General features: G+C 39.8%; 11 protein-coding genes and 1 pseudogene. 5 read left to right on the top strand and 7 right to left on the bottom strand.

Annotated elements, in window-relative coordinates:
* Positions 1–166: 166 nt before the first annotated feature.
* The 3 genes from ABX891_RS17060 to ABX891_RS17050 all read right to left on the bottom strand — a co-directional run bounded on the left by ABX891_RS17060 (position 167) and on the right by ABX891_RS17050 (position 2,525).
* Positions 167–784, bottom strand: a complete 618-nt coding sequence (locus ABX891_RS17060) for a glutathione S-transferase family protein (RefSeq protein ID WP_002962787.1) — start codon at positions 782–784, stop codon at positions 167–169.
* A 50-nt stretch (positions 785–834) separates the two neighbouring features.
* Entirely contained in the window at positions 835–1,863 is a 1,029-nt protein-coding gene (gene curA, locus ABX891_RS17055; RefSeq protein ID WP_354630179.1) for an NADPH-dependent curcumin/dihydrocurcumin reductase, read from the bottom strand.
* 173 nt (positions 1,864–2,036) lie between these two features.
* Complete coding sequence (locus tag ABX891_RS17050; RefSeq protein WP_354630178.1) at positions 2,037–2,525, bottom strand: GNAT family N-acetyltransferase; 489 nt, start codon at positions 2,523–2,525, stop codon at positions 2,037–2,039.
* A 149-nt stretch (positions 2,526–2,674) separates the two neighbouring features.
* Here ABX891_RS17050 and ABX891_RS17045 point away from each other — a divergent pair, with 149 nt between their 5' ends.
* The gene (locus ABX891_RS17045) at positions 2,675–3,880 is read left to right on the top strand and encodes an anhydro-N-acetylmuramic acid kinase (protein WP_354630176.1); all 1,206 of its coding nucleotides are present in this window, start codon (positions 2,675–2,677) and stop codon (positions 3,878–3,880) included.
* A 36-nt stretch (positions 3,881–3,916) separates the two neighbouring features.
* Here ABX891_RS17045 and ABX891_RS17040 read toward each other — a convergent pair whose 3' ends face one another.
* The 3 genes from ABX891_RS17040 to ABX891_RS17030 form a co-directional block, all read right to left on the bottom strand.
* Positions 3,917–4,402, bottom strand: coding sequence for a hypothetical protein (locus tag ABX891_RS17040; protein WP_149592727.1), 486 nt, complete (start codon positions 4,400–4,402; stop codon positions 3,917–3,919).
* 523 nt (positions 4,403–4,925) lie between these two features.
* Positions 4,926–6,053, bottom strand: coding sequence for a zinc-binding dehydrogenase (locus ABX891_RS17035; protein WP_354630174.1), 1,128 nt, complete (start codon positions 6,051–6,053; stop codon positions 4,926–4,928).
* A gap of 43 nt (positions 6,054–6,096) precedes the next feature.
* Positions 6,097–6,774, bottom strand: coding sequence for a glutathione S-transferase family protein (locus ABX891_RS17030; RefSeq protein WP_354630173.1), 678 nt, complete (start codon positions 6,772–6,774; stop codon positions 6,097–6,099).
* A gap of 174 nt (positions 6,775–6,948) precedes the next feature.
* Here ABX891_RS17030 and ABX891_RS17025 point away from each other — a divergent pair.
* The 4 genes and pseudogenes from ABX891_RS17025 to ABX891_RS17010 all read left to right on the top strand — a co-directional run bounded on the left by ABX891_RS17025 (position 6,949) and on the right by ABX891_RS17010 (position 11,449).
* Positions 6,949–7,875: pseudogene (locus tag ABX891_RS17025) on the top strand (LysR family transcriptional regulator).
* 180 nt (positions 7,876–8,055) lie between these two features.
* Positions 8,056–10,023 (top strand): hypothetical protein, encoded by a 1,968-nt coding sequence (locus ABX891_RS17020; RefSeq protein ID WP_354630171.1) that lies wholly within the window; start codon positions 8,056–8,058, stop codon positions 10,021–10,023.
* A gap of 94 nt (positions 10,024–10,117) precedes the next feature.
* On the top strand, positions 10,118–10,576 hold the full coding sequence (locus ABX891_RS17015; protein WP_354630169.1) for a thioredoxin domain-containing protein: 459 nt from the start codon (positions 10,118–10,120) through the stop codon (positions 10,574–10,576).
* A 426-nt stretch (positions 10,577–11,002) separates the two neighbouring features.
* On the top strand, positions 11,003–11,449 hold the full coding sequence (locus ABX891_RS17010) for a hypothetical protein (RefSeq protein ID WP_354630168.1): 447 nt from the start codon (positions 11,003–11,005) through the stop codon (positions 11,447–11,449).
* Between the two features lie 107 nt (positions 11,450–11,556).
* On the opposite strand, the gene ABX891_RS17005 is transcribed toward ABX891_RS17010, so the two are convergent.
* Entirely contained in the window at positions 11,557–12,444 is an 888-nt protein-coding gene (locus tag ABX891_RS17005) for a LysR family transcriptional regulator (RefSeq protein ID WP_354630167.1), read from the bottom strand.
* Positions 12,445–12,554 lie beyond the last annotated feature (110 nt).

Below are 12,554 nucleotides of genomic sequence, written 5' to 3'. Positions count from 1 at the left end.
TACTTAAACAATAGCAGCATTATGCCTTATTAATTAAAGTTTTATTAGCAATAAGGTAGGTGATTGTTAATTTAGTTTACAAGCGTAACTTTGGCGGGGCATATTTTACAGGCATTAAAAAAGGGGCTAAATGCCCCTCGTGTTATATAAAATATTATATAAAGGTTTAGTCGTACTTTGCTTCTAGCTCATTAGCTGTATGAAACTTCTCATGGCTTTGTAATTGCTCGTCGTACTTAACGAGGTTTTTAAAGTGTGCTAATTGACCTGAGTTTTTAACAATTTCAACAATAAACGACATCATAAAGTCAGCGCCGGTTAGAGTATCGCCCACTAAATAACGCTTACCTTCTAGGCGGTCATTAAAGTAGCTAATTACTTTAGCTGTTTCAGCGTCGGCATAGCCTTCTAAAAACTGTGTTTTAGCGCCGTCTTTTAGTACAAACATTTTAAGTAAAAGCGGTAAAATTGCTGAGCTTTCTGCAAAGTGCAGCCATTGCTGGTAGTCAACATATTCAGCGGTATCTACTTTTGGAGCAAATTTACCGTTGCCGTATTTAGAAATAAGGTAGTCGGTAATAGCGCCTGATTCAGCAATAATTAAACCGCCATCTTCAATTACCGGTGACTTGCCAAGTTGATGAATATGCTTTAGTTCGTCAGGTGCTAGGAATGTGTCTTTATTACGCTGATAAGCCACAATTTCGTAGTCAACATCTAGCTCCTCTAAAAGCCAAATTATACGTTTAGAGCGGGATTTATTTAAATGGTGTAGTTTAATCATGTCAGTCCTTTTGTGGCTTGTAAGGGCTTTGCCTTACAAGCCGTATAAAATTAAAGTGGGTTATTAATTTTAACCACAGTTTTACCAAAGTTTTTACCGGATATCATATCGTTGAACGCGTCTACTGTATTTTCGATGCCTTCTACCATGTGCTCCCGGTATTGAATTTTTCCGTCTTGTAGCCATTTTTGCATGTCTTGTGCAAACTCGTCGTAACGGTCGCCGTAATCATCAAAAATAATAAAGCCTTGCATTTTAATACGCTTAGTAAGCAATTGACCCATTAGCATACCTAAACGGTCTGGGCCTTCTGGTAAGCTAGTTGCGTTATATTGCGATACTAAACCACACAATGGTACGCGCGCTGCTGTATTTAGTAATGGTAATACGGCGTCGAATACTTTACCGCCCACATTTTCGTAGTAAACATCAATGCCTTTATCACAGGCTTTTTCTAGCTGTTCTTCAAAGTCATCAGCTTTGTGATCAATACAGGCATCAAACCCTAGTTTTTCAACGGCGTGTGCACATTTTTCGCTACCACCAGCAACACCGACTACTTTACAGCCTTTAATTTTAGCTATTTGACCAACCGTTGCACCTACTGGGCCTGTTGCTGCTGCAACAACTACGGTTTCGCCTTCTTTAGGCTGGCCAATATCAAGTAAACCCATGTAAGCCGTAAAGCCAGGCATACCCATAATACCTAATGCGTATGAAGGATTTGCAGGCTCTTTACCTAATTGCATTAAGCCTTCGCCATCGGTAATGGCGTAGTCTTGCCAACCTGTGTAGGCAAGTACCCATTCGCCTTCGTTAAACTTATCGTTTTTAGACTCTTCTACTTGGCACACGGTTGCGCCAACCATTACATCGCCAATATTAACAGGATCAGCATACGACTTAGCATCGCTCATACGACCACGCATATACGGGTCTAACGATAAGTAAATAGTGCGTAGTAAAACTTCGCCATCTTTTAATGCAGGAAGCTCTACCGTTTTAAGTTCAAAGTTTTTTTCGTTCGGGGCGCCATTAGGGCGTGATGCTAAAGTAAGTTGACGACTAGTTGCAGACATAAAAATCTCCTCTTAAAGTGAATGTACTTAGCGAATGTTTATGCGTTAAATTAATATCTAACCTAAACAATAATGCGCGCTAAGCAGTGTAAATATATATTTTTACCTCAATACATTAGCTTTGGGCGAGGTACTGGTAATTCAAGCTTTGCAGAGTATTTATTCTAAATGGCTTATTTTAGCTTGCTAAAAATATGACTATTGTAAAATACCCCGTTTTTATAAATGGCCTGTTTAAGCACAGCCTCTTGCTCAAAGCCGCTCTTAGTAAGTGCTTTCATAGAGCCGGTATTACCAGCAAACACGGCACCAAAAATTCTATTTAAGTGTGAGCTTGCAAACGCTTCATTGCATATAAGTTCAATAGCGCGAGTAATAATACCTTGCCCCCAATAGGCTTTATTAAGCCAATAACCAATTTCGCCACTGTGGCTGTATTCAAATTCGCCGGGAGTTATACCAATACAGCCCGCAAATTGCCCATTTACAACAATGGCCTTAATAATGCCGTTTTTTGAGCCTTGGCTTATCCACCAATCGGCGTCGGCTTGCGTATACGGAAACGGAATTTTTGACGATAAATAACGCGTTACCTGTTCATCATTTAAGGTGTTAATAATAAAAGGCGCGTCTTGGGCTTTGAACTCTCTGAGGGTGATCATATTTTTTCATAAATTTTTAGTATGCACACTAACTTAACAATCATTTAAGAGTTAAACAATCAGAACCTAAATTAAGCTCTTTACGGCTATTACTTTGTTTTAAAGTCCTCTAATATAAGCAAAATATTACACCTATTTTAGATGCCATTATGCACCCTCACATTAAAGCGCTTTATAACAGCGCCCTAAAACCAAGCCGTTTAATTATTGGTTTAATGAGCGGTACCTCGTTGGACGGGCTTGATGTTGCACTGTGTAAAGTAACGGGCGCGGGCTTAAATACTCACATTGAGGTTTTAAATTTTACCACCGTTGACTACAACGACGATTATAAAACTAAAATAAAGCAGGTATTTGCCAAAAGAGAGTGTGATTTAGAGCTTGTAACTTTACTGCACCCGTGGGTAGGTAAACTCCATGGCAATATGGTTAATCAGTGCTTAGCTAAGTGGAATATAAACCCAGCAAGTATTGATGTAATAGCAAGCCACGGGCAAACCATTTACCACTGCCCGCAGTCGCAGCATAACCACAAAAGCTTTACTAATGGCACCTTACAAATTGGCGATAGCGACCAAATAGCCGTTACCACGGGTATTACAACCATTGGTGATTTTAGGCAAAAACACATAGCCGCAGGAGGCGAGGGCGCACCACTTGCTGTGTATGGCGATTATTTGTATTTTTCGAGCGCTGTGGAGAGTCGGATTTTGCTAAATATGGGCGGCATAGCTAACTTAACGTTTTTACCCAAAAATGGCGATGCAAACGGTGTGTTTAGCTCCGACATTGGCCCAGGTAACACCATTATGGATGCCTACATACAGCAACATTTTAAAGATATGCATTATGACGATGGCGCGAAAATAGCTAAAGCAGGCAAGGTAAATACACCATTATTAAATGCATTATGTAATAACGCATTTTTTAAACTCCCAATACCTAAAACCACAGGGCCTGAGGTATTTAACTTAGCGTATTTAAACGCCGCACAGCAGCTTACAAATACACAGCACTTAAGCCATGAAGATGTAATGGCCACTTTAAATACCTTTACTGCAACCGCTATAGCAAATGCATTAAACGAGTGTGCAGAGCGCGAACAAAATTGTGTGGTGTATGCAAGTGGTGGGGGGATTCATAACCCGTTACTAATGGCGCAACTTATAACGCTTTGCCCACGTATTAAGGCTTTTAAAAATACTGACGATTTAGGTATAAACCCTGATGCAAAAGAGGCTGTGTTATTTGCTATTTTAGCAAACGAATGCCTAGCCGGAGAGCAGCAACACCTAAGTAATACCGGACAAGGTATTGCGGGAGTTACTATGGGTAAAGTAAGTTTTGCAGACTAATAACTTCTAAGTAGCGTAATTCAAGTGCTGTCAGTACTAAAACAGTGATAAAAACGTAGACCCCATACTCGCAAAGTAGCTACGAACGCCTTGAGGTTTAGCATGTTCAGTTTTTATTTGCTCAGGAATGTAGCCTTGCTCAAATGCTTTAATGTACACATCGAGTTGTTGGCTTTCTTTTAAGGTGGTGTTTTTTCCGTGCAGCATCATTTGCACTACAAAACATTGGCTTTGTGTAATGTTACTTAAAGTAAGATTTACAGTACCAGATTCAAGGTCCGCATTGCTCAGCGTTTTTTCAGTAAAATACTGCGCTCCACGCGCACTGGGCTGCGTTGCACTTAGTGAAATAACATCGCTCTCATTTGCGCCATCAGGCAACACACACTGCAGCGTAATGTTGTGCGCAGCATTGGCTTTTAGCGATAGCTTTTCATATTCCATAGCGTGGCTCATCGCCGCAGACATAGAATCATCAAATGATTGCTGTGCAAATGTTAGTTGCACTAAAGGTGTACTCATCTTACTTAATCTTCTTGAGTGTATTCATTTATCGGATAGAGATTATCGCGGATCAAAGTTACAGAATTATGACTCTTATGGTATAAAAAATACGCGTTAAGTTGGTTTGATCAAAAATGATCTTTTTGTTCTAGGTTTGGGATTACATGGTCAGCTCTAGAACAAGAGATAGAACTCAAGTCTGAATGTAGTTTAAAGTTTGGATTAAAGTCATCGCCAAAAAAATAGCAACACCGATAAATGAGAACCTACTGATTATTAACAACAGAAGTATTTAATTTATTAGGGGCGTTTACAAGACAGAGAATAAGAATGAACGTTAGCGATTAGCCAGTTTGATAAGTGCTATTTAGTAAAAGTCATAGAAATCCACGATTGTAATTTATTAGCCAAAGTAAATACTCCGAGCTCGCTTTTACAACGACCAAATAAAAAAGCAGATACCTAATTAGCATCTGCTTTTATATTTAAAAACCACAGTGCTTAGCGCTGCGGTCTTTAATACTTACTTAAACCTATTTAATTAAGCTTGAGGTTTAATCAAGTACTTTTCGCCTGTTGCTTGTTTGGAATAAGCCGCAATTGACTGTAAATGTAATACCTCAGTTAGTGACACTTCGTGCGTGTAGTTACTCGCAAATGTTGTGGTGATTTCGTCTGCAATACGTTTGCGCATTTTTATTACTGTATCTGTGCCTAATTTACCTAAGGCATTAAATAATAAGAACCCGTTTACACCCCACGCAAAACCAAAGTTACGGTTTAATGTAATAGGGCCGCGGTCTAGTGCGCCATAAATGTACACTTGTTTGAATGTATCAGAGCCATAAATTGTGTGCTCTTTCATATCGCGCGCAGCTGCAACTTCCATACAGTTAAGAATGTCACTTGTAAGTTGGCCGCCACCAATAGGGTCGAACGCTATAGTTGCACCGGTTTCGATTATTGCAGCTGTTAGGTCAGCAAGAAAAGTGTCGCTGCTTGAGTTAATAATGTATTTTGCACCCATATCGCGCAGTAATTTTTCTTGTTCTGGTTTACGAACAATATTAATTAAATCAACGCCATCAGCAATACAAATACGGTTTAGCATTTGGTCAAGATTAGAGGCTGCAGCCGCGTGAATAATAGCTTTATGACCTTCAGCGCGCATGGTTTCTACCATTGCTAGTGCGGTAAGTGGGTTAACAAAAGATGATGCACCTTCTTTAGCGGTAGTCCCTTCTTTTAGCTCTAGGCAACTTTGTACATTGGCACAAATAAATTGACGATACGTACCACCGCCAATTACTGCAACGGTTTTACCCATTAATGCTTGTGCGGCTGGTGATGAGCCTACTGCCACTACGGTGCCTGCGCCTTCATTACCTACTTGTGTGGCTTTACCTACGCGTGTTTTAAGTGATGGCATAAATTGAGCTGGAACATCGGCAGTAATTACTGGATTTTCATCAGTACCCGATTGCTTTGCAGTAGACATATCAGCTGCGCTGAATAAAACGCCTAAGTCTGATGGATTTAATGGTGCAGCTTCAATACGAATAACCACTTCATCGGCATTTGGCTTTGGCATCTCGATGTTTTTTAAGGCAAGTGTGAGTTTATTGTCTTCGCTGATAGTTGAAGTAAGTTGGATATTTTTATCTGTCATAATACTGTTCCTATAAATTGAGAATGGGTAGCGTATAGCGTAATTATTTGCTTTGAACTGCTTGTATTTGTGCTGTTACCTTTTGCATAAACTCAGGCATGTTTGCTTGGCGATCTGCCTCTATTTGCTGAGCAATAGTCGATTGGCTCATTTTTGCTTGCCACTCTTTCATACCTGGGATTTCGGCCAGTACATCCCAATTAAGCTCTTTTGGCGTGAATGCGTTAACCACTGTATTTACGTAGTAAACGTAAATATCTGCCATGCTAAATTGTTCGCCTGCTATCCACGGCGAAAAATGCGTTAATTCACAAAGGGCGTTTACACCGCGCGTTAATAGCTTGCGAATGTCGTCTTTTACGTGTTCAGGTGCAGGGGACCCTGTAAATACATACGGGATTAAGCGCCTGCTTGGTAATTCAAAGTAAAGCTCACTTATTTTCATAATTTGGCGAACAAAAGCACGCTCGGCTGAATCTTCAGGGTATAGCGTGTTGCTTGGGTAAGTTTCTTCAAGGTAGTCGCAGATAGCGCTCGACTCTGCAATATTTAGCCCATCAGCGGTGGTAATAGCCGGTACTTTTCCCATAGGGTTTATAGCTAGTAACTCTTCACTACCGCCGTAAACAAGGTGTTCTTTAAATGGCAGTTGTTTGTGTAAAAGTACATGTTTAACTAGGTTGTAATAGTTGCTAGCAGCAAAACCGTGCAAAGTAATCATAAGTCAGCTTTCCATTATTAACGTGAGGATACTCATTGCCAAATAATGCAATTTTGGTCACCGTGTTTAAGTTGAACCTATTATTACTTGTTTTAATTTGCTTATATATAAGGGAAAATGCGAATCACTTTTGTCTTTAAGACAATAAAGGATTTTATTTAGTGGAGAAGCGACTTGGATCAACTAAAAGCCATACGGTATTTTATTAAAGTGGTTGAAACGGGCAGTTTTACCAAAGCCGCAAAAGCATTTGGTGTGCCGCCTTCGTCTTTGTCGAGGCGAGTTGCCGATTTAGAAAAAAGCCTAGGGGCTACGCTTTTAAAACGCTCAACCCGCATAGTTAAGCTGACCGAAGTAGGGCAAATTTACTACAGTGATGTACAAAAAATAGTGAGCCAGCTTGAGCAAAGCCACTAAACGGTACGAAGTTACCAAACAACCCCAAAGGGGCGTTTATCTATAAGTTGCATGGTAGGTTTTGGCGACAAAATACTCATGCCGCTGCTTGATGAGCTTAGCGCGTTATACCCCGAAATAATACTTGATGTAAGCTTAAGCGATGAGCTGTCGACACTTGGCCGTGACGATGTTGATATTGCTATTCGTGGTGGTTATGCACCCAATGAGCGCGTGATAGCAATAAAACTTATGGATAATGGTTTTATCCCTGTGGCGTCGCCCTGCTATTTACAAAAACACGGAGTGCCAAGTAACGCCATGGAATTAAAGCACCATAATGGGCTTTATTTTAAAACGCCTTCAGGGCCAACGCCGTGGTTATGTAAAGTAGATGATCAATGGCATGAAGTTTCTGGGCCTGCGGTCGCTATTTCAAATAACGGGTCGTGGCTTGCCAAAAAAGCATGTAACGGGGAAGGTATTTTAATGTCAACTTGATGGGCACTGGCTTCATATTTTGAGTCTGGCCAGTTGCAAGAGCTTAAATTTGAGCATGAATTAGCTATAAGCCAAAATGCGACTATGGCGGTTTATTTGTTGTATCAAAAGCAGCGCTATTTAGTACCAAAGGTAAAAGCGGCGGTCGACTTTTTAGTAAAAAGAATTAAAGAAACAGATGGAAGTGTTAAGCGAATAGAATAGTGAATTGTCGCATGGCGCTGCACTTATCCGACCTACGCTTATTCGATTTAGATTTATGCTTATTTAATTTATTAATGGGTTGTTTGTATAAATAATAGGTAAAAAACGTTTCCTTAAGCTAAAGCTTTTAATGCTGCGTCCGATAAATTACTTAATAGGGTTTAGCGATTAAGGATAATCATGGTTAATAATGCACTTGGCAGCCACGCTAATTTAAGCACTTTACTTGCCCAATCAGTTAATAACGCTAACCAAACCTCTGTGAGTCCTTCACTACTAACCGGTAGCGACCTTCAAGCTATTAATGATTTACAAACTAACGCCCCCAAAATATCCGATGAATTATTAAGCCAGCTAAATAACGAAACTATTGACGAAGCACTAGCCAGTAATCAAAAGGTAGAGGACGTTTTAAAGCAGCAACTTACCTCGTTATTTACTATTTCAAGCACGCCCAGCATGCTTAACTATAAACTCTCCGATGAAGAACTCGCCCTGCGCACCGTAATAAGCTCTCAGCATGAGGGGTTATTAAAAAACGAAAATAGCACCCAATTAATTGAGCGATTAAATACGTCGGTTAAAAATATTCAGGGTGCTTATGCTAATACCAGCGATATTTTATCGAGTTTAGGTCAGCTTGGGCATGAGCAAAAAACGTTTTTAGCCTCAAGCCAGCAACGTGTTGAGCGTTCACTTAATCCATACATGGAAAGCCTTAATCGCACAAAATACGAGGATGACGATAACTACCTGTTTGAGCTCTCGGTAAAAACTAAAGAGGGTGATGTTATAAACATTACCTTTAACTCATCGCAAGGTTATGACGAAAAAACAGGTGAAGCGATAGATGGCTTTGGCATAAGTTACGAAGTTAATGGTAATTTATCTGAGGCTGAACATGGCGCTTTAACGCAGGTTATGGCGGGTGTTGGCGAAATGGCTGATGAGTTTTTTAAAGTGAGTGAGAATTCATTTAATCCTATTATAGTTCCAAACCAAACAGACATGAGCTTAGATTTTTTAGCGGGCTTTAATAGTGAGCAGTTAGCCGGTTTTAATGTGTCGTTTTCAACAACGCAAAATGATGCGCTTGATACTGCCCAGAATACGCTTGATTTAAGTTATTCCATTGATGAAGCATCAAATCAGCAAGCACTTGTGTTTAAAGCAGTAGGTGGGCAAAACGACATTGATTTTGCACTCGATATGTCAACCATTGGCGCTAAAGACACGCAGCAAATGCAGCAGTATTTAGCGTCGCTTGATCAAAGCCTAGAAGATAGTCGAGTTAATAGTAGTGAGGACGATAAAAAATCGGCATTTGGTAAAAGTGGCGACGAGGCAATGCAGCAAGGCTTTGCATTGTTTAAAGGCGCGTTTACAAGTATGTCGTCAGCGGCTGAGCGTTATAGCAATTTGGAGTCGCTTGCAGATCAGAAGTTTAATGACGGGCGCGCCATGGTTGCCGATTTAGTTGATAACATGATTACAAACGATGCCCGTTACCAAGGACTCGGTAATAAAGCACCCAATACTTTAGGGGCGGGTATTTCTAAGCTCGCTGATTTTGATGCTACGTTTTCTTATGCGCTGGATAATGGCGACTATCAACCTAAAAACACTATTGAGCTAAGCCAAGCGACTGAACAAACCCAATTAGGGGATCTTAGCGGTGTAACACAAAGTAAAAACGTAAGTAGTCACTTTGATTATCAATACAGTCGCCCCGACTACTACGACAAAGAAGAGAGTTATAACGTAGGTAACGCAGTTAAAAATAAAGAACTTGTGGGGCTTGACCAGTCTCACGAAGTTGATGTTGATACAAAAATGTTTGAGTTTAATCCACAAACAAATCAATACGAGCTGCAAATGGCGATGCAAGAGCAAACAGTTAGTAAAAGCGACATTCGCTTAATTGACGATATTTGGCTTGAAGAAAACGAAAACAGCTACAACATGAATAAAAAAGAGCGCGATGAGAGTGATGACAAGCAAGACGATTTTATAGAAACGAACCGCCACTCGTATACTAAGCTTGCTACCTTAATTGGTGATTTAGACAAGCTAGCTGAGAATAAAGACGTAAGGCGAGAATATTTAACTAACTTATCGCAAGTTAACTTTTTTATGGATAAAAAGTAACGGTTTTGAGTTGTTCACTCCACACTCAATATTGGGTATAGTCGTTTAATACCTAATTTAATACTTAATTAAATACCCAATTAAAGAGTACCTCATGTTTAAACAATTAATTTTATTGTGTGCTTTAAGCATGCCGCTTGTAAGCTGCGCTGCTACGGCGCCATTTTCGGGCGAGATAAGTACGCAAGCACTGCTAAGCGACTACGACAAATTTAACGAACAATACAAGGCGTTTACGCCAAGAGCGCAAGATATAGCCCTAATGCAAAAACTAGAAGGCAAAGAGCTTATTGTATTATTTGGAACGTGGTGCCACAACAGCGAGCGCGAAGTGCCAAAACTCATTAAGTTAATTGATGCATCGAAAGTACAACTTGCAAGCATTGACTACGTGGCCGTGGGTTACAACAAACGCGATGATGCCGGAATAGCCGAAGCTAACGAGTTACAATACACACCTACGTTTATTGTTAAACAAAATGGCAAAGAGTTAGTACGTGCAGTTGAAAAGCCAACGGGTACGTTAGCACAAGACTTAACGCAGGGTTTGTAAGGTCTATTCTTATGTTATGGCAATTCAATTAAAAGGATGTATAAAGGTTGGTTTTCTGTGATTTGTTGCTAATTATAGCCTGTCATTTAACGTCAATTAAGTAAGCGTTTTGTGAGCATCAACCCGCGATTTTATTTATAATTAATATGGATATTTATGAAGTGCGAAAAGTGTAAATCAGGAATTACCTCCCCAATTGTTAAAACGACAAATATTAACGGGACTCCAATCGCGTCATCATCTTGCCCAGTCTGCGGTGAAAATTTAGATGATTCAAAAGGTATTGGGTTTTATTAATTATTTTACTTATCGGCATTGGTGTAGCATCAAGATATTTTTCTTAACCCTAGTTATATTACCCACACATGTGAATGAGCAAGACTTTGGTTTTGATTTTTAGTCTTTTACTTAAAAGTTATGTGACTTATGAAATTAATGCGAACTGAAAAAGTTCAATTGTGGTTTATGATAAATGCCAACAAATTGTATGTATCTGCAGCTGTTTTTGGTGCTATTTTTGTCTTGATCTGGGGGGATGCTTCTCAATGGGAATACGAGGAAGATAAAAACCACTTCAGCACTTTTTTTTCATCAATTGATAGCCGAATTAGTTTTGTAAGGCATGGTTATTCAGGTACCAGTTTAAGAGTTGTTGTGAATTTTGATGCCGAAGGGCTCACTCTGGATGAAATAAAAAATATAACGCCAAAATATAAACATCTGATTCTTGAGCGCATTTGCAATGATTTAGAGAGTTTGAAAGTTTTAGAAGACGGCTACTATTTTGATGTGGATTTAAGGGATACCAGCTTTGAACACATGTTTAAAAATTATTTTAATTTAATAGTAAAGCATGAAAGGTGTATCACGTGACACAAGTGAGTTTTAACTTAGCTAATAGGCATTAGAAAGACTAAAGGGCTCAAATTTTGACTTAAAAGATTAAACTTTATGTAAATTTGCTACTAGTGCCTTACTACTTACAGATTGCGATCACTAAACAGGCTTTTTTCAAACGCTTGTGCAGCGTGTGAAGAGGGTCTGTCCTTATAGTGTAATTGATAAAGTGGCCGAGAGAGTTGCTCGTTATTTTTTTGGCTCAAGCGTGTTAATTTGCCTAGTTGCACTAAATCCTCAGTAACTACATTTGGCAATAAAGCGACCCCCATACCTTGAGCGACGGCCCTTGCTATGGCTTCGTTGCTGCCTAATTGCATACTTTGCTCTGCTTGCACGCCATGCTCTGCTAATAACTTAACCGACACCTCTAAAGTGCCAGAGCCTGGCTCGCGCAGTAGCCAAAACTGCTCGTTTAACCATGCTTTTAAGTTTTTAGTGGGCTTAAAGTTACTAGGTATAACAACACTCATTAAATCGTTTTGCCAGTGTTTACTTATAATATGCGGCTCGGTGGGTGTGCCTTCAACCAGTGCTAAATCTATAGTGCACTCTAGCAATGCGTGCTCAATTTGCGCGGTATTGGCAACTTGTACTTCTACTTTTATATCTGGGTACTGCGCGCAAAAATTAGCTAAATAGGGCGGTAGCCAATAGCTGGCAATGGTTGTACTAGTGCCTATAACGAGCGTGCCACGCTTAAGCCCTGTGCGTGATTTAATATCTTCAATGGCGGCTTTTTCAATGGCAAAAATGCTACGTGCATGATCATACAAGGCTTGGCCGCCCTCGCTTAAGGTAAGTTTTTTGCCTTTAGATGCACGCTCTATAAGTTGAATATTTAATTGGTGCTCAAGCTCTTTTAGCGCTTTAGATACAGCCGGTTGGCTTATAAAAAGCGCCTCGGCTGCGCCTGAAAAACTACCAAGCTTTGCTACCGTATAAAACACCCTAAGTGCATGCAAGTTCATTGTGCCTCTCAAATCACATAACTTTAAGTTATCGAATCATGATTTTAATGTATTGGAGTTATATTTTGCGCTTTCTTAAAATGAAGTCAACAGTTTAACGTTGTTCAATT

The organism is Pseudoalteromonas sp. NCIMB 1079 (genome assembly GCF_040567695.1).
GTDB classification, from domain to species: Bacteria; Pseudomonadota; Gammaproteobacteria; order Enterobacterales; family Alteromonadaceae; genus Pseudoalteromonas; species Pseudoalteromonas distincta.
This window is presented reverse-complemented; position numbering and strand designations above follow the sequence as displayed.